This is a genomic window from Paenibacillus sp. FSL E2-0178 (assembly GCF_038593005.1).
Classification (GTDB): Bacteria; Bacillota; Bacilli; order Paenibacillales; family Paenibacillaceae; genus Paenibacillus_AQ; species Paenibacillus_AQ phytohabitans.
Genome location: NZ_CP151953.1, coordinates 697,276 through 714,868, shown reverse-complemented (window position 1 = coordinate 714,868; position 17,593 = coordinate 697,276). Strand labels below are relative to the sequence as shown.

The window sequence follows — 17,593 nt, the reverse complement described above, 5'->3', positions numbered from 1 at the left end:
AGACTAACGGTTTGATCAAGGTTTACAGATCGACTCTCAAGGTACCCAGCATCTTGACGAACTTCGGATCGTGATAGGATAAGAAAAGGCTGTCCCGCGTATCGAGGGCGGTAATTTGTCCGATGTCATCCGCGCTCAGCTCAAAATCGAAAATATTGAAGTTTTCCGCGATCCGCTCTTTTCTCACTGATTTTGGAATCACAACGATACCACGCTGAACAAGCCAGCGCAGCACGACCTGGGCGACGGACTTGTTGTGTTTCTCAGCAATTGAAGCCAGTACTTCGTTGCCGAACATGTTGCCCAGTCCTTCAGCGAACGGCGCCCACGACTGGTGCTGCACGCCCTGATCTTTCATAAAAGCAGCGCTCTCGGCCTGCTGGTAGAACGGGTGCGTTTCAATCTGGTTGACGGCAGGTACGATTTCATTATGCACAATGAGGTCCATCAGACGGTCGGGCAGGAAGTTGCTGACACCGATCGCCCTGATCTTGTTCTCACGGTACAATTCTTCCATCGCACGCCAAGCGCCGTAGTAATCCCCGAACGGCTGGTGAATAAGGTAGAGATCGAGATAGTCCAGCTGCAGCTTATTCAAGGATTTGGCGAACGCCAGCTTGGCACTCTCATAGCCGGCATCCTGAACCCAAAGCTTGGTCGTGATGAACAGCTCCTCACGCTTCACGCCGCTACGCTTGATTGCGCGTCCGACCGCTTCCTCGTTGAGGTAACCGGCCGCCGTGTCAATGAGGCGGTATCCAGCCATCAGAGCTTCATATACGGCGTTTTCGCATTCTCCAGCATCCGGGATTTGGTAGACACCAAAACCGATGATCGGCATTTGCACACCATTGTTTAAGGTTACGTTTAGCATTATAATTCCTCCAAGTATTCAGATGTGTAACAGCAAACGGTGTGTATCCGGAAGAAGGATACTGCAGCGGGGGTTCCACTTCCATCCGAGTTGCATTACAATAAGCCTATCGCCTTCGTGTAACACGAAGTCAAGCGGTCTTATCATTTTTTAAGGAGGATCACACATGCATACGGTCAAAGAAGCCGCCCAGATTACAGGACTCACTGAGCACGCTGTACGCTTTTACACCGATAAGGGGCTGGTGCCCAGCGTACAGCGAAACCAGAATAATATCCGGCTGTTCGATGAAGAATCGATCAACTGGCTGCATGGCGTCAGATGTCTCAAGCAATCCGGGATGCCGATTGAAGTTATCAAAATATACATTGATCTCTGTCTCGAAGGAGATTCGACCCTACCGCAACGCAGTGAACTCATAATGAAGCATAAAGAAGCAGCGCTCATTAAGCTTGAAGAAGCCAAACGGCATATAGCCCATCTGGAACAAAAAACTGCCCTATATCAGGACATTCTGGAGCACGGTGCACCAGATACGACCAATCCCCGCAACTGGGCCGAAATTCAGCATATGCATGCTGACGTATTTTACTCGCCCGCTGTCCGGAAGGCGTGAGATGCTCTGAATCGGAAGAGAAGCAAACATGAGAAAACTCGTATTGTTCATGCATGTGTCGCTGGACGGGTATGCGTCGGATTCGTGCTCTACTTAGCTTGACAATTCGCCGGCATGAAAAAGCTCCCCATAAGATAGAAAGGTTGTAAGATCTCACCTGTCTACCCTATGGGGAGCCTATCACTAGTTATTAAGCGGGATACTTTTGCGTATTAGGCTTTACTGTGAAGAGTAACCTGGTAACCGTCCGGGTCGGCAAATGTAAAGGTTCGCCCGAAGGGTCCGTCTATGGGTGCGGATGTAATTGTTACGCCTGCTGCAATAAGCTTGTCGTGGATGTCTTGCGTATCAGGGGCATGAAGCCACAGAGCGACACCAAGTCCAGGTTGAGTACCTGCACCGAGTTCGATTCCAGGCATTAGTTCACGAAGAGCAAATGCAATAGGCTTGGTATCAAAGACCACAGCATGAGGTGGTCCCGCCTGAGAGCGGACCAGTCCCAGATAGTTTTGATAGAATTCCGCAGAGCCTTCAAGATTGCTCACCTGAAGTGAAATGAAGTCGGGTCCAATTGCTGACATAATAATGTCCTCCTGTTTATGTTATTAGAATAATCCTCTGACTCGCCATCGCCTCAAAATCAGCATTTGCAAATCTTCAATGCACTATTCGTATGTCTTGATTATACAAGCCCCCTACTGCCAACAGCATGTCAGTAGCGTTCTTTCATTTTTTCGATTTCTTCTCTTATCCGGTTTTTGAAGGATTCAGGTTCAGTGACTACTACATCTGCCCCCCATCCAAGCATCCAACTCAGCAATTCTTCCGGCTCGCGGACACGAAAGGTGACATGGTAACCGTCCTCTTTAGATTCGGCAGTCTCCATATAATAGTTGTTGGCTTCTTCAACTCTGTCTGTAATGTCTGGATTAAAAATGGCGCAGACCCGTATGCTGCGGGTATCCTTCGGCCGGTAGGACTCAAGGTTGAAGTTATCGGGAGTCTGAAACGTATCCTCAGTCACGGTAAGGTCACTGATCCGGGAGACCCGAAAATGGCGGATATCCTCCCTTAGGTCGCAGAAAGCAAGTAACAGCCAGCCATTCTGCTCATCATGTGCCAATCCGTATGGCGATACAGTTCGCACATTTACCCGGTTCCCATCAGCTTCAGCCACCCGCTTGTGATAGGTGAAACGAATTTTCTTGCGCTCCAGCATGGCTTCACGAATGATTCCCAAATTTATTTTCTCCCGGGCCATTACGGCCATTTCATCCTTTTGGAGCAACCGGATGCTTCCTTGTATTCGGGTTGTCTCCTCACGGATGGGCCGGGAAAGAATGGCTTCTATTTTTCTGCGGGAAGAACGGGCACTATTGCGATAAGTCGGATCAAAACGTTTCTCTATGAATTCAGCTCCAAGAAGAAGTGATACTGCCTCTTCTGTGGTAAAACTGATGGGTGGAAGAAAATAGCCTTCCATTAAAGAGTATCCTAATCCTGTCTCACCGATGACGGGAACACCCGCTTCACTCAGAGCCTGCATATCACGATAGATCGTTCTTACACTAACCCCTAAGACCTCTGCTAATTCATCAGCTGTCTGCAATTTGCTTCGCTGTAGTTCCATCACAATTGATAAAAGACGCTCTGTTTTATTCAATGGAAGCTGCACTCCCTTGCTTAGAATTCAATCGTTGATCATATCTTTCGTGGTTTCAAAATAACGTATGAGAGTTTCTACATATCTCTAATTGCTGCATTCTGATTGATTCCTATCCATGAGCAGAAAACAACAGATAATGGGCAGAGAATTGACCAAACTGAAACTTTTAAACTTCTATATTGGTCTATTATGAGATATGTGAGTTTATAGAAGTATACAACAAAAGGCTTGTTTAGGGAGGATATCTAGAAGTGAATTCTTCATCATTACCGCAACGTTCCACTATCCGCAAGAAGAAAAAACCGGCCCGCAAGCGCAAGAAAAGGGGCTTTTTCCGTACAGTCTTCAGAGTATTTATGTTCTGCCTCATACTGCTGATTGTAGCCGGAGGCTGGCTCTATCTCGCGCCGTCTGCCCAGAACACCCGCTATTTGATAGCGGATACGCTAATTACGACACAACACCGGTATATGGCCAAATATATTATTGGTGAAGATGAGCTCAAGAACCGCGTCAGCGAATATACAGAACGGTTTCAGGAGATGGGCAACGAGGTGGACACCCATGTGATTGAACCGGATCCCGTGGTAGAGGAAGATAAAGATAAACCTCTGGTCGAGATTGAAAAGGTGAATGGCAGCGGGTACGTAGGTTATGTGATGATTGTTAACGATCCGAAGAAGGTTCGCCTCGGTGTACCTAATAAGATCGGTTCAGGGGAAAAGGTATCCAGTATGGTGGCGCGGACTGGCGCAATCGCCGGGGTGAACGGTGGAGGCTTCGCCGACCCGAACTGGAAGGGCAATGGCTTCAAGCCGATCGGACTGGTCGTCTCGCAAGGGAAGCTGTACTATAACGGACTTGGCGGCAAGAAGTCTACGCAGATTGTGGGTCTCGATAAAGAAGGCAAAATGATTGCCGGAAATTATACGTTAGATGAGCTGAGCAAGATGGGTGTGCAGGAGGCGGTTACTTTTCAGCCGCGGATTATCGTAAATGGTAAAGGTCAGATCAAGAATGCCGCTGAAGGCTGGGGGATCGCCCCAAGAACGGCTATGGGCCAGCGGGCGGACGGTGCACTGATCTTCGTGGTCATCGACGGCCGGCAGCCGGGCTACAGCATCGGGGCGAACCTGTATGATGTGCAGCAGATTATGCTGAAGCAGGGTGCAGTGATCGCAGCCAATCTGGACGGGGGATCATCCACTGTACTGGTGAAGGACAACGAGATTCTTAACAAGCCTTCTTCACAATACGGGGAGCGTTATCTGCCTACGGCATTCCTGGTGTTTGAGAATCCCGAGCAGGCGGATATCAAGAACATCTGGGAAGGACTTGATCCGTCCAAAATCGATGCAGGCAAGAAGCGGACCCAATAACTTCAGCTTTTCACGCTACATAATCCCTAGTAGATTGGGCGCGGCAAGGTGTGATAGGATAACTATTAAATTCTTATTTGTAGCATAGGTGAATTCCTTGATCAGAGGGGGAAGAGGTTTGACATTGCAGCAGCTCCGCTACGCAATTGAGATTGCGAACAGCGGCTCTATGAACGAAGCGGCCAAAAGGCTATTTGTGTCACAGCCCAGCCTCTCGAATGCTATCAAGGAGCTGGAGAGCGAGCTTGGCATTACAATCTTCGAACGCAACAACCGCGGGATCAGCATCTCGGCGGAAGGTATGGAGTTTCTGGGCTATGCCCGGCAGATTATTGAACAAACGGAGTTTATGGAGAACCGCTATACCGGCAAGAAACGCAGTCCGATCTATTTTTCGGTATCAACGCAGCACTATGCTTTTGTTACGGACGCATTTGTGAAGCTGATGAAGGAGAGTAAGATAGCGGAATACAATTTCAGCCTGCGGGAGACGCAGACCTATGAGATTATTGAGGATGTGCGTACCCTGCGCAGCGATATTGGTATTCTGTATATCAATGAGAGTAACTATAAGGTAATGAACAAGCTGTTCAGCGACGGGAACCTGAAGTTTACACCGCTATTCAATACGAATCCGCATGTATATGTGCGGGCAGGACATGTGCTGGCCGGCAAAGAAAGAATCACTATTGATGATATTCTTGCGTTTCCTTATATTACTTTTGAGCAGGGGGATAACAATTCACTGCACTTCTCGGAGGAAATGCTTAGCTTCACACAGATTGAGAAGAATATTAAAGTTACCGACCGCGCCACACTGACTCATCTGCTGCTCGGAAGTGATTCGTATACGGTAGGCACAGGAATAATGGCCTCTGAACTGAATGATGCGGGACTGGTCACTATTCCTTTTGACAGCAAAGAGGTGTTCTCTGTCGGCTGGATTGCCCACAAGGACCGTAAACCGAGCGAGATTATGTCGGGGTATATTAACATTCTGAATGATCTGGTGTCGGATAATTATTTCGAGCTTGAATCATTCTTACTTTAACAGCAGGAGGGACGTATGAGTAGTCCAGTTATCGGATCGACAAGAAATGCACCGCCCTTTCGCTATGACATTGTCGGAAGCTTCCTGCGGCCAGAAGCGCTCAAAGCTGCGCGCAGCCTGCATGCCCAAGGTACCATGACCGCCGGGGAACTGCGTGAGGTGGAGAACATAGAGATTGCCAAGCTGCTCCAACAACAGAAATCCCTGGGGCTGCATGCCGTAACCGATGGCGAGTTCCGCCGCTCCTGGTGGCATCTTGATTTCTTCTTCGGGGTACAGGGGACGCAGAAGATCACACTCGGGCCGGCTGGCAGCTCCAAGGAACCGGTGAACCGGGCCGAGAGCTTCAAGATTACCGGTAAAATCGCATTCGGCGACCATCCTATGGTGGCAGACTTCAGCAGTTTGCAGCAGATGGCCGGAGACACGTTTGCCAAAATGACCATTCCCTCACCGGCGCTGTTTCATTTCGTGCAGGATTATAACGGAAATGAGGTCTACTCGGATTCCGCAACGCTGTATGGAGATATCATCCGGGTGTACCGGGATGCGATACAGGCCTTCTATGATGCCGGCTGCCGGTATCTGCAGCTGGATGATACCACGTGGGGCACACTTTGCAGCGGCAAACACCGGGCGCATCTGCGCAGCAGAGGCGTCGATCCCGACCAGCTGGCGAAGGACTATGTCCGGCTGATTAATGAGAGCATCGCTGCGCGCCCTGCGGATATGACGATTGCGCTGCATGTTTGCAGAGGTAATCTCCGCTCGACCTGGTTTGCTGCCGGGGGCTACGGGCCGGTTGCCGAAGAGCTGTTCGCTGGCGCCGAAGTGGACGCGTTCTTCCTGGAGTATGACAATGAACGTTCCGGTGATTTCGAACCGTTGCGCTACATCCGTGGGCAGTTCGTCGTTCTGGGACTGGTCACCACCAAGCATGGCGGCCTGGAGAACAAAGAGCAGCTCAAAGCCCGGATCGCCGAAGCGGCAGAATATGTGGATATTAATCAGCTCTGTCTCAGCACCCAATGCGGCTTCGCCTCCTCCGAGGAAGGGAATATCCTGACCGAAGAAGAGCAGTGGGACAAGCTGCGGCTGGTGATTGAGACGGCGGATGAGGTTTGGGTGTAGAAGGTATATGCTGCATAGAGAGCGGGGTTGTACGAAGGAGTGACCTGCTCTCTTTTTTGAGGGGAGATATAAGATATATGCTTCGCCAGGACCTGATGGGATGGGGGGGTGACCACCACCTTGGGCCAAGCACCACGCGCCGGGATGAGGACCCGGAATTAGTTGGATTTAATCCACTTGCTGATGAACAAATGGTCCCTGTCAAGGTAGCAGTTGGAAAAACAACACTTAAATGATCATCTTTCACCCAGAGCAGCAAAAACCAATAGTATTAGATGTCATTTATCCACTTGCTTTCACTAATACTTCAGAAATGGGGAAATTAAGATACGTTTTTCCACTTGCTTATCGTGCGAGGCGGTACCCTAACAGCTTCCACACCGGCATCTCCCAAGGGGGGACTGTTCCCGGTTAATGCTTTGTTATTGACAGAACCCTCCCTCCCGCAGTACACTTGCAAATAATTACTTACATACACACAAGCGATGAAGAGAAGAGTAGGCAGGCGGCAGCGTTCACAGAGAGCTCCAGAGTGGTGAAAGGGGGCAGCGAAGCGTCTGATCTGAAAAAAGTCTCTGAGCTGCATACGGAATTGGGCACAGCCCCAAGGATGCTATGCCGGGATCTCCCGTTACAGAGATAGGGTATAAGCGTAATGGCCGTACCCGAAGAGGCGGGCCTGGCAACATGTCCGCGAACAGAGGTGGTACCACGAAGCTTATTCAAGCTCTCGTCCTCAAGATAACAATCTTGAGGGCGGGAGCTTTTTTGCGTTCCCGGGCAAGCCGGCTTCGTGCCAAGTCAAACAGGTTCCACATGAGCTCCATACTAACAGTAGAGGTGATTGGCCATGCATTGGGCAGAGAGAATAGCAAACCAGTTAATAGAAAACCATCCAGAGCGTAAGACTTTTGTATGTGCATCGGGGATCAGTCCGTCCGGATCGGTCCATATCGGAAATTTCCGCGAGATTGTAACCACTTCGTTTGTAGCCAAAGCACTGCGGCGGGCGGGGAAGGAGGTACGGTTCATTTTCTCGTGGGATGACTTTGACCGGTTCCGCAAGGTTCCGAAACATGTGGACCCCGCGTTCGGACAATACATAGGGCTGCCGTATTCGCAGGTTCCCTGTCCGCATGGCTGCCATACTTCGTATGCGGCACATTTCGAGGCGGAGTTTGAGCAGGCGCTGCAGGCGTTTGAGATCGAGCCTGAATTCATCTATCAGAGCCGGGAATACCAGTCACACCGCTATAATCCGGCAATCCTGCATGCCCTGCGCCACCGGGAAGAAATCTACGATATTCTGATGTCGTTCAAAACAGGCGAGAGCTCTGCGGAAGAGCGGGCAGCTTTTTATCCGGTGAACGTATACTGCGGACGGTGCGGAAAAGATGCGACAACGATTCACAGCTTCGATGACAGCGCAGAGACCGTGGTGTACAGCTGTAAGTGCGGTCATGCCGATACCATATGTGTTCCTGAGGCTGACAACCTGAAGCTGCACTGGAAAATCGACTGGCCGATGCGCTGGAACATGGAGCAGGTGGTGTTTGAGCCTGGAGGACGTGATCACTCCTCTGAAACCGGAAGCTATAATGTGGCCGCAGTAATCTCGGAGCGGATCTTCGGCAACCCGCCGCCTATGTATGAGCCCTATGAATTTATCAGCATTAAAGGCAGTTACTCCAAAATGTCCAGCTCTTCCGGGCATAATTACACACCCGATGATCTGCTGAACATATATGCCCCGGAGAATATCCTGTTCCTGTTCGCCAAATACCAGCCGAATGCGGCTTTTCATATTGGATTGGATGAGGATGTGCTGCGCAATTATGCGGAGTTCGAGCGATATGCTGCTGCAGTTCATGCCGGAACATTAACGGGTGATCTTGCGGATGCGCTGGAGTTATCGTTGCTTAGCGGCTCTACCGGAACGTCCCCGAGCTTCAATCAGGTGTCCAGTCTGCTGCCATTAATCAACTTCGACCGGGAACTGCTCCGGGATATTCTCACCAAGAATGGGGAGAAGGCAGATGAGCATCAGCTGCTGCTGACGGCGGACCGGGCGGAGCACTGGATCAGAAACTGGATGCCGCACAAGCTGATTACGGTCAATTCTTCGCCGAACTTAGCCTATTATCATTCACTGGACGCGGCAGAACTGAAATGGCTGCGCACCCTCTGCAGTCTGCTAAGAAACTGTGAGCTGGACGAAATGCAGAGAATGACCCAGATCTACGCCATCTGTCATCATGAGGACAAAAAAACGATGCGGACTCAGCAAAAAAGGCTGTTCACCATTATCTATCAGCTAGTTCTGAGTGCGGATGAAGGCCCGCGTCTGCCGATGCTTATTCAGGCTGCGGGGACGGACCGGATGCTGTCTTTACTGGATTTATGAATGGAGCCGGACGGCCCTTTACGGGATATATCGAACAGAGGTATAATATACAGGACTGTTTTTAATCAAATGTTGGAAAGCGAGCGGTAACGATATGGGTCGTAAGTGGAATAATATTAAGGAAAAGAAAGCATCCAAGGATGCCAATACAAGTAAGGTCTACGCCAAGTTCGGTGTAGAAATCTATGTTGTCGCTAAGAAGGGTGAACCTGATCCGGAATCCAACCGTGCACTGAAGGTGGTTCTGGAACGCGCCAAAACTTACAATGTGCCGAAGGCGATTATCGACCGTGCACTTGAAAAAGCAAAAGGCAGCGGCGACGAAAACTACGTGGAGCTGCGTTATGAAGGCTTCGGTCCAAGCGGTTCGATGATCGTGGTCGATGCGCTGACGAATAACGTTAACCGTACAGCTCCGCTGGTACGCTCCACCTTCAGCAAGAATGGCGGCAATATGGGCGTCAGCGGCTCGGTAACGTATATGTTCGATCCGACAGCTGTAATCGGTGTGGAAGGCAAAACTGCGGATGAAGTGATGGAGCTGCTGATTGAAGCAGACCTGGATGTCCGTGATGTGCTGGAAGAGGATGAAGCAGTGATCGTGTATGCCGAACCCGACCAGTTCCACGCTGTACAGGAAGCTTTCCGCGGCGCAGGCATTACGGAATTCACCGTAGCCGAGCTGACTCTGCTTCCACAGAATTATGTGGCCCTGCCTGAAGATGCACAGGCGCAGTTCGAGAAGCTGATTGACGCTCTCGAAGAACTGGACGATGTGCAGCAGGTCTACCACAACGTGGATTCGGAAGAATAGAATAAGCTGCTTTGCTAAGCGGACAAGCCTATTTCGGGCTTGTCCGCTTTTTCACTTCTTCCATGCTGTGTATATTCTCTGCTGATCTTTGCCAAAATAAACCGAACCGAGTAGCACACTACTTAGAGGAGGCAATACAGTGGAAGAATATACAGCACCGGATAAGAACCTGGTCAATACCGTCAAGGAGCTTGATCAGGACCCGGTCACCAGTCAGGAAGCGCAGCAAATGGAACAGAAGAAGAGTGACATCCGCAAGGAATCCCTAAGGGATGACAAAACGACCTATAAGAAAAATGAGCAGAATACGTATAAATGATTTGTTCCTGATAATGTAGTAGCAGGGGCCAAGCGGGCGGTGAGGGCAACCTCACCGCTTTTTTGGCATTCAATGAAGAAGACAGTACCATTCCCGTCTGACATAGATCACCCTGATATGATATAGTCGATGATATATGCAAACTAATGTTCCCGTATATTAATTGGCTGAACTAATAGGAGGAATTACGAAATGGAACCTTTCCGGTTGTTGAGTGTAGTCCATGTATTTCTGATCAAAGACGGGCAAATATTGCTGCTGAGGCGCTTGAACACAGGACATCATGATGGAGAATACGGTCTGCCTGCGGGCAAGCTGGATGGAGGAGAAGAGCTTCATTCCGCCGCCATCCGTGAAGTCCGGGAAGAATGCGGTGTTGTTATCGCTCCATCAGACCTTGAAATGCTCGGAGCGATGCATATCCGGATTTCCGGAAATGAACGGATTGATTTCTTCTTCAAAGCGGAGCATTGGAGTGGTGAGATTAGCAACACCGAGCCTGATAAATGCGATGATCTGCGCTGGTTCCCGCTGGATGATTTTCCTGATAATATGATTTCTTATGTAAAGGAAGCCTGGAGCAAGTTCAGGGAGGATGTCTGGTTTGCTTCACATGGCTGGGCGTGACAGGAGTAAGCGTAGCCGTGCGCATTTTCACAAATCTATGGTGCATCCCGCCAAAATTGTGTATGCTGAATGAAGTTTACTGAAAACAAATGTAAAGTACATAGCAGGAGGATTTCCGCAGGATGGAAGATTGGACGATTGGCATGGTGGCAGTATTGGTGCTTTGCGGTTTTTTGGCCGGATTAATTGACTCTGTGGTAGGCGGGGGAGGACTGATTGCAATTCCTGCACTGCTGTCCGTAGGGATTCCGCTTCCTCTGCTGCTGGGCAGCAGCAAATTAGCCGGGTCCATGTGCTCGCTGACCAGTACGGCCTCTTTCGTGCGCTCCGGCAAAATCAATTTCAAGCTGGTCAAAACACTGATTCCGTTATCCATCATTGGGGCGGTGGCCGGTACACTTACCGTCCGTCAGGTGCCATCAGAGTTTCTGAAGCCGCTGGTCATTGTGATGCTGGTAGTGATAACGGTCTATACTTTGTTCAAAAAAGCATGGGGGGACGTATCCACCTTCTCCGGCAGCAATGGCAGAACACGGCTGATCGGGATTATCGCGGCACTGGTCATAGGCTTCTACGATGGCTTCTTCGGACCGGGAACCGGATCTTTTCTGATCTTTGCTTTTCTGATGTTGGGCTTCGAATTTGTTACGGCCGCCGGCAATGCCAAAATGCTGAATTTCGCTAGCAATATCACGAGTCTGCTTACGTTTATAGCCCTTGGCTTTGTCAGCTATACCCATGGGCTGATTCTGGGCATTCCGATGGTGATCGGAGCTGTTGTCGGCTCCAGAATAGCTATCCGAAATGGAGCGGCTTACATCCGCCCGCTATTCATAACAGTCACTGTCATATTGATCGGCAAGCAGATATGGGATACGATGCATTAAGTACATATATTGGAGTGGATGAGATGGAGATCAGGATCATACAGAAAGAAGAAGCATGGAAACTGAGGCATGAAGTGATGTGGCCCGAGCGTGAGCCGGATTACATCAAGCTGGCGGATGATGAGCTGGGCGTGCATTACGGGCTGTATCTGGCAGAGCAGCTGGTGTCAGTGTTATCCCTGTTCATTAATGGTTCGGAAGCGCAGTTCCGCAAATTTGCTACGCTGGAGCTGGAGCAGGGTCTGGGCTACGGCAGCAGACTGCTGCAGACAGTATTGAAAGAGGCAGAGCAGGCAGGCGTACAGCGGATCTATTGCAACGCAAGAACCTACAAAGCAGGCTTCTACAAGAAGTTCGGCATGCAGGCTACAGAAGAAGTGTTCAGCAAAGGCGGCAAGGACTACGTTGTAATGGAACGGTTCTTCGGTCCTGATGAAGCTGCGAACGGAGGAGTCTAACCATGACTAAGAAGCTGTACTATGATTCGGCCTACTTGAATGAATGGAGTACAACCATAAGCGGTTCCGTTGAACGTGAAGACGGGATCTATGTGACGCTTGCAGAGACAGCCTTCTATCCCCATGGCGGCGGACAGCCTTGTGATACAGGGTACATAGGTGAACTTCCGGTACTGGATGTAGTGCTGGAAGATAATGAGGTGCTTCATAAGGTAGCGCAGCTCCCTGATCAGGCTGAAGTCAATTGCAGGCTCGACTGGAACCGGAGATTTGACCATATGCAGCAGCATAGCGGACAGCATTTGCTGTCGGCGGTCTTCCGTGATTTGTACCAGGCCATGACACTCAGCTTCCATCTCGGCAGTGACTATGCCACGATTGATATCGGGCTGCCGGAGCTGTCTGCTGCGCAGATGGCGGAGGCTGAACAGGAGGTCAACCGGCAGATATACCTGAACCGGAGCATTGTCAGCTACTTCGTAACAGCAGAAGAGATGGCCAGGCTGCCGCTTGTGAAGCTGCCTAAGGTGACAGAGGATATCCGGATTGTGGAGATTGAAGGTGTTGAACATAATGCCTGCGGAGGGACGCATGTAGCTTCAACAGGAGCCATCGGCATGATCAAGCTGCTGCGGTCTGAGAAGCAGAAGGGCAATATCCGGATTACTTTCAAATGCGGAAGCCGTGCACTGGATGAATTCAATGATAATGTACGTATTCTGGGGCAGCTGTCAGCCAGATTCAACACCGGTAAGGACGAAATTATCGACCGGATAGAGAAATGGGAGCATGAGCAGAAGCTGGTGCAGACTGAACTGGCTGCGCTTAAGGAACAGAATGATATCTATCTGGCCCGGGAGCTAATATCCGCACTGGAACCCGGCAGCGGACTGATTACACATATTTCTGATACCCGACCGCTTAAGGATTTGCAGAGTCTGGCGGCGAAGCTTACAGCGCTAACGGACCTGCCTGTTCTGCTGCTGAGCGCGGCGGATAATAAAACGGTGCTCGCCCACAGCGGTGCTGCTGATCTGTCCTGCGGAGCCTTCTTCAAAGCCCATCTCGGCGAATACCAGGGCAAAGGCGGAGGCAGCGATAAGCTGGCCCAGGCCGGCTTCCCGGCTTGGGAAGCAGCAGTGGCGTTTTATGATTTTGCCCAAAAACAATTCTAATTTCAAGCACAAAAGGCCGCGGATCGCGGCCTTTTGTGTAATCGGAGAACGGGAAAGCGGATTTAATGTTATAATCACCTCTGTGTGCGGATAGATGAATTCTGATGTTATGAACCAGAGGGGCGATAGGTTTGAGTGTAATACGTATGGAGAACGTGACTAAGAAATATGAGGATACATTGATTTTCAGAGATATCTATTTCCGTGTAAGCAAAGGCGAACGCATAGGTCTAATCGGACGCAATGGTGCAGGTAAATCAACGGTGTTCAAGCTAATCATGGGACAAGAACAGCCTACGGCCGGGAACGTGGAGCTGGACCCGAAGGTTAAGATCAGTTACTTTTCCCAATTCTCGGAGCTATCCGGGTCCTTGTCTGTTCAACAGGAGCTGGAGCTGTGCTTCGGGCAGGTGACGCTTATCGAACAGGAGCTGCATCAGATCGGGGAACAGCTTGGGCAAGTAACGGATGATAACCAGATGAATACCCTGTTAGAACGGCAAGCGGAGCTTTTTGAACAGATGGATCATTTGGATGGCTGGAATGTCTCGGTGGAGATTAATACGGTGCTCACTAAACTGGGGTTTGATGAGAGATCACGGCATCAGCCTGTAGAGGAGTTATCGGGAGGGTGGCGGAACCGCGCGGCACTGGCCAAGGTCTTAATTGAGGTGCCCGATGTCGTATTGCTCGATGAACCTACCAACTTTTTGGATATGGAAGGAATCGTATGGCTCGAGCAGTGGCTGCACCGTTTCACCGGGGCGATGCTTCTGGTCTCACATGACCGGCAGTTTATTGACAGGGTAGTTACACGGACTATAGAGATCGAGAATTATCATTTTCAGGAGTACGAAGGCAATTATACCGATTATGTTCAAAAAAAGAAGATGCGCAAAAAGGTACTCGACCGTCAGTTTGAATGGGAAGAAGAACTTCTGCTTATGGAGTCTGAAGCCATTGATACCCGGGGCCGTAAAAAGTCTCCCAAAGACCGCTTGTCGCGCAAGCTGACGGAGATCAAAAAGCGGGTGGAGCCGCATCCGGTGAATGTCCTGATTACCGATATATATAGCAATTTGCGTTTTCCGGACAAGCTTGCTGAAGTGAAGGGAATTGGCCAGACCTATGATGGCCGGACTATCTTCCAGAACATTAGCTTCGACATTCAAAAGGAAGACCGGATGGTCATAGTCGGCCCTAACGGAAGCGGGAAATCGACGCTAATCAAGGTGTTGACGGGTCAGGAGGAGCCGGATTCCGGGGTTGTGACTTGGGAGAGAGGTGTCAGTTACGCGTATTTCAATCGTATGTGGGACGAGCTTGATCCTAAAGATACAGTAAGTCATGCGGTTAATGTGTATGGTCTGGGACTCGATGCGCCGCGGAAAAAAGTGAACAAATTCCTGTCTATGCTGCAATTCTCGGAAATAGATCTGAGCAAAAGGATCGGACATCTGTCCGGCGGCCAGCAGGCCAGAGTAGCGTTAGCGAAATGTCTTCTCTCCGGAGCTGCTGTGATCATCCTGGATGAGCCTACCAATCATCTGGACCTGACCAGTATTCAAGTGATGGAGCAGGCACTCATTCATTTTCCCGGAGCGGTAGTTACCGTCAGCCATGACCGGTTCTTTATTGATAAAATAGCGACGAAGATGCTTACCTTTGACCCGGAATCGGGGATCTCGGAGCAGGACGTTTAGGTAAGAAGTAATTAGAGAGCTATGGATCATTCCGTAGCTCTTTTTTTGCGCGGACTTCTTTTGCAGCGACTTAAGGATTATTTAATAATTGACCCGCTATACTCAGGACAGAGCTTGACGAAAGGAGAACAACATCGTGTTCCTGAAAATACTTAAAAAAGATCTGCGGCGTAAAAAAGTGATGAATACCGTTCTATTGGTACTCATTATTCTGGCTTCAACGCTCGTAGCAAGCAGCTCCAGCCTGATGTATTCGACGTCCAGTGCCCTTGCCAGCTTCATTAGCAAAAGTAAAGTGGCTGATCTTAATATCACATTGGCGGATACTCCCGAATATAACGGGGCGGTCCAGGACTGGGTTAAGAATGAGCAGAAAGTGGGGACGGCGTATACGGAGAAACAAATCAGTCTTTCACTGGAGCAAATCAAGATGCCAGAGGGGCGTACCAGCTTTTCCGGCAATACAAGTCTTGTGCTGTCCGCCATCCCGGAACAGGTGAACCTGATCTTCGGCGCAGATAATGAGCCCTATACCCTTCAGCAAGGGGAGATTGGACTGCCTACGAACCTGATGCTGACTAGCGGCATCCAAACCGGAGACCGGATCAGCTTCCAGCTGGAAGGGATTACGAGAACTTTTACCGTCAGCGGTTACTTCAAGGATGCATTTATGGGTTCGAATCTGCTGGGCCTCAAACGTCTGATAATCTCCACAGAAGACTTTAACGAAATTGAGAAGACGCTGCCGGAGAATTCCCGCGTGAATTTATGGAGTTTCAACGCTGTTCCGGGTATCGAGCCTACTGAACTGTCCGGAGCCTTTGCCGGTGCGGATCTGCCGATTAACTTCGAGGTCGACAAGTCGCTCGTTGCTATGTCCTATATGACGGACCGGATCATCTCCGCAATGATGTTTGCGATCAGCCTGTTCCTGATCTTCATTGCCTTTCTTACCCTGCGGTTCACGATTGTCTCCACATTGCAGGATGAGTACAAGGAGATCGGTGTGATGAAGGCGATTGGCTTCAGGAACCACGCGATCAAACAGCTCTATTTAACGAAATATATGGGGCTGTCCTTGTTTGGCGGCATCATCGGACTTGGAATTAGTCTTCCGCTTACAGGGCTGATGTCCGGCAGGACTTCGCAGTATATGATTCTGCCGGGCGGCAGTATCAGCATCATTATATCCGCGTGCAGTACTGTAGCCATTATAGGTTTCATTCTGCTGTTCTGTTTGCTCTGTATGCGCAAGATTAACAAGGCTTCCGCCATTGACGCCATCCGGCAAGGGCAAACCGGCGAACGCTTCAAGGCTTCCCGCAGAATTCATTTACATAAAAGCCGCTTCCTGCCTACGGCATTCTTCCTTGCACTGAGCGATGTGCTGAACCGGTTGAAGAGCTACACTTCACTCATCCTGACTCTTGTCCTGAGTACAGCGATCATCCTCATCCCGGTTAATCTGACCAATACGATCGTTACACCTAAGTTTTTGGAGTATTTCGGCACAGTCGGTGCGGATTTCTATACCAAAACGGAAATGACTGAGAAGTCTGTGGATGAGATCCAGCGGGAAAAGGCGATACTCAGCCAGAGCTTCCGCGATAAAGGCTTCGATGTCTCGCTCACGGCCAACTATGCGCTCATGATCAAATATATCTCTGATGACGGTCAGGATAACCGGAGGATTAACGCCCAGAAGAATGATCAGGACGAGTCCATCCCATATCTGGAGGGCACTGCCCCTATACTCAAGAACGAAATTGCCATTACGACCATCATGTCCGAAAAGTATGGCAAGAAGGTGGGGGATAATATCCAGTTTGAAATAAATGGGGAAAGAAGCAATTTCATTATCAGCGGACTGTTCCAGAGTATCTCTAACGAAGGTTATGGGGTCTGGATTGCCCGGGATTACAACCCGCAGGTTGTATCAGCTTATCTGTTCTCAGGCAATATCAATGACCCGGAGGAGCAAAAGGCGGAGATTATGAAAGGAATTCAGAGTCAGTTCAGCGGGCTTAACATCAAAACAGGTATGGAAATGCTGGGCGAGATCACTGGAGGTTTCATGGGCCAGCTGCGAAGCATTAATGCACTGCTGACTGCAATTATCTGCATCATTACATTCTTCATTACCAGTCTGTTCGTCAGGTTGATGATTACTAAGGAAGTACACGGCATTGCAGTGATGAAAAGCATCGGCTTCACGAATTCAGCCATCCGGCTGTGGCAGGTACTGCGCATTCTGATTATCATGGCTGCCTCATTAATCCTTGGGGTGATTGCAGCGAATACCCTTGGAGGACGTCTGCTTGGAATCATCTTCCGGATCTTCGGCCTGACGAAGCTGGAGCTTACGATCGTCCCGCTTCAGGTCTTTCTGTTCTATCCGCTGCTCATCCTCGCTGTCGTAATGCTGGCGGTATACACCAGCTGCGGCCAAATCAGACATGTGCAGATCTGGAATATGAATAAAGAATGAT

Annotated in this window: 16 protein-coding genes and 1 other annotated feature; of the genes, 13 read left to right on the top strand and 3 right to left on the bottom strand. The window is 49.8% G+C overall.

Going from position 1 to position 17,593, the window contains the following annotated elements; genetic code table 11:
• Positions 1-22: 22 nt before the first annotated feature.
• Positions 23-874: an aldo/keto reductase gene (locus MHI42_RS02960; RefSeq protein ID WP_342422711.1), complete on the bottom strand. Its 852-nt coding sequence runs from the start codon at positions 872-874 to the stop codon at positions 23-25.
• Between the two features lie 166 nt (positions 875-1,040).
• Between MHI42_RS02960 and MHI42_RS02955 the strand changes: the two genes are divergently transcribed.
• A complete protein-coding gene (locus MHI42_RS02955) occupies positions 1,041-1,490 on the top strand; it encodes a MerR family transcriptional regulator (protein WP_340945903.1) in 450 nt (149 codons plus the stop codon).
• A gap of 212 nt (positions 1,491-1,702) precedes the next feature.
• Here the strand turns inward: MHI42_RS02955 and MHI42_RS02950 are convergent, their stop codons facing one another.
• Both MHI42_RS02950 and MHI42_RS02945 read right to left on the bottom strand, forming a co-directional pair.
• On the bottom strand, positions 1,703-2,071 hold the full coding sequence (locus tag MHI42_RS02950) for a VOC family protein (RefSeq protein WP_342422710.1): 369 nt from the start codon (positions 2,069-2,071) through the stop codon (positions 1,703-1,705).
• Positions 2,072-2,202: 131 nt separating this feature from the next.
• Positions 2,203-3,153 carry a YafY family protein gene (locus MHI42_RS02945; RefSeq protein WP_342422709.1) on the bottom strand — a complete coding sequence of 317 codons (951 nt, stop codon included), beginning with the start codon at positions 3,151-3,153 and terminating at the stop codon, positions 2,203-2,205.
• A 254-nt stretch (positions 3,154-3,407) separates the two neighbouring features.
• Between MHI42_RS02945 and MHI42_RS02940 the strand changes: the two genes are divergently transcribed.
• The 12 genes from MHI42_RS02940 (at position 3,408) to MHI42_RS02885 (ending at position 17,592) form a co-directional block, all read left to right on the top strand.
• Complete coding sequence (locus MHI42_RS02940) at positions 3,408-4,535, top strand: phosphodiester glycosidase family protein (RefSeq protein WP_342422708.1); 1,128 nt, start codon at positions 3,408-3,410, stop codon at positions 4,533-4,535.
• A 118-nt stretch (positions 4,536-4,653) separates the two neighbouring features.
• On the top strand, positions 4,654-5,586 hold the full coding sequence (locus MHI42_RS02935; protein ID WP_039291538.1) for a LysR family transcriptional regulator: 933 nt from the start codon (positions 4,654-4,656) through the stop codon (positions 5,584-5,586).
• Positions 5,587-5,601: 15 nt separating this feature from the next.
• Positions 5,602-6,717 (top strand): 5-methyltetrahydropteroyltriglutamate--homocysteine S-methyltransferase, encoded by a 1,116-nt coding sequence (locus MHI42_RS02930; protein ID WP_342422707.1) that lies wholly within the window; start codon positions 5,602-5,604, stop codon positions 6,715-6,717.
• Positions 6,718-7,193: 476 nt separating this feature from the next.
• Positions 7,194-7,458 (top strand) — a binding site (T-box leader).
• 109 nt (positions 7,459-7,567) lie between these two features.
• Positions 7,568-9,121: a lysine--tRNA ligase gene (gene lysS, locus MHI42_RS02925; RefSeq protein WP_342422706.1), complete on the top strand. Its 1,554-nt coding sequence runs from the start codon at positions 7,568-7,570 to the stop codon at positions 9,119-9,121.
• A 94-nt stretch (positions 9,122-9,215) separates the two neighbouring features.
• Positions 9,216-9,935: a YebC/PmpR family DNA-binding transcriptional regulator gene (locus tag MHI42_RS02920; protein ID WP_039291545.1), complete on the top strand. Its 720-nt coding sequence runs from the start codon at positions 9,216-9,218 to the stop codon at positions 9,933-9,935.
• A gap of 139 nt (positions 9,936-10,074) precedes the next feature.
• The gene (locus MHI42_RS02915) at positions 10,075-10,254 is read left to right on the top strand and encodes a hypothetical protein (RefSeq protein ID WP_042236321.1); all 180 of its coding nucleotides are present in this window, start codon (positions 10,075-10,077) and stop codon (positions 10,252-10,254) included.
• A gap of 192 nt (positions 10,255-10,446) precedes the next feature.
• The gene (locus MHI42_RS02910; protein ID WP_342422705.1) at positions 10,447-10,881 is read left to right on the top strand and encodes an NUDIX domain-containing protein; all 435 of its coding nucleotides are present in this window, start codon (positions 10,447-10,449) and stop codon (positions 10,879-10,881) included.
• Between the two features lie 122 nt (positions 10,882-11,003).
• Entirely contained in the window at positions 11,004-11,768 is a 765-nt protein-coding gene (locus MHI42_RS02905; RefSeq protein ID WP_342422704.1) for a TSUP family transporter, read from the top strand.
• Between the two features lie 23 nt (positions 11,769-11,791).
• The gene (locus MHI42_RS02900) at positions 11,792-12,226 is read left to right on the top strand and encodes a GNAT family N-acetyltransferase (RefSeq protein WP_342422703.1); all 435 of its coding nucleotides are present in this window, start codon (positions 11,792-11,794) and stop codon (positions 12,224-12,226) included.
• 2 nt (positions 12,227-12,228) lie between these two features.
• On the top strand, positions 12,229-13,401 hold the full coding sequence (locus MHI42_RS02895) for an alanyl-tRNA editing protein (RefSeq protein WP_342422702.1): 1,173 nt from the start codon (positions 12,229-12,231) through the stop codon (positions 13,399-13,401).
• A gap of 131 nt (positions 13,402-13,532) precedes the next feature.
• The gene (locus MHI42_RS02890; RefSeq protein ID WP_340987260.1) at positions 13,533-15,104 is read left to right on the top strand and encodes an ABC-F family ATP-binding cassette domain-containing protein; all 1,572 of its coding nucleotides are present in this window, start codon (positions 13,533-13,535) and stop codon (positions 15,102-15,104) included.
• A gap of 136 nt (positions 15,105-15,240) precedes the next feature.
• On the top strand, positions 15,241-17,592 hold the full coding sequence (locus MHI42_RS02885) for an ABC transporter permease (protein ID WP_342422701.1): 2,352 nt from the start codon (positions 15,241-15,243) through the stop codon (positions 17,590-17,592).
• Position 17,593 lies beyond the last annotated feature (1 nt).

Bases quoted from the DNA above. Each gene is read 5' to 3' on its own strand.
- MHI42_RS02960 (WP_342422711.1), bottom strand. From the start codon at position 874: ATGCTAAACGTAACCTTAAACAATGGTGTGCAAATGCCGATCATCGGT.
- MHI42_RS02955 (WP_340945903.1), top strand. From the start codon at position 1,041: ATGCATACGGTCAAAGAAGCCGCCCAGATTACAGGACTCACTGAGCAC.
- MHI42_RS02950 (WP_342422710.1), bottom strand. From the start codon at position 2,071: ATGTCAGCAATTGGACCCGACTTCATTTCACTTCAGGTGAGCAATCTT.
- MHI42_RS02930 (WP_342422707.1), top strand. From the start codon at position 5,602: ATGAGTAGTCCAGTTATCGGATCGACAAGAAATGCACCGCCCTTTCGC.
- lysS (WP_342422706.1), top strand. From the start codon at position 7,568: ATGCATTGGGCAGAGAGAATAGCAAACCAGTTAATAGAAAACCATCCA.
- MHI42_RS02920 (WP_039291545.1), top strand. From the start codon at position 9,216: ATGGGTCGTAAGTGGAATAATATTAAGGAAAAGAAAGCATCCAAGGAT.
- MHI42_RS02910 (WP_342422705.1), top strand. From the start codon at position 10,447: ATGGAACCTTTCCGGTTGTTGAGTGTAGTCCATGTATTTCTGATCAAA.
- MHI42_RS02905 (WP_342422704.1), top strand. From the start codon at position 11,004: ATGGAAGATTGGACGATTGGCATGGTGGCAGTATTGGTGCTTTGCGGT.
- MHI42_RS02900 (WP_342422703.1), top strand. From the start codon at position 11,792: ATGGAGATCAGGATCATACAGAAAGAAGAAGCATGGAAACTGAGGCAT.
- MHI42_RS02895 (WP_342422702.1), top strand. From the start codon at position 12,229: ATGACTAAGAAGCTGTACTATGATTCGGCCTACTTGAATGAATGGAGT.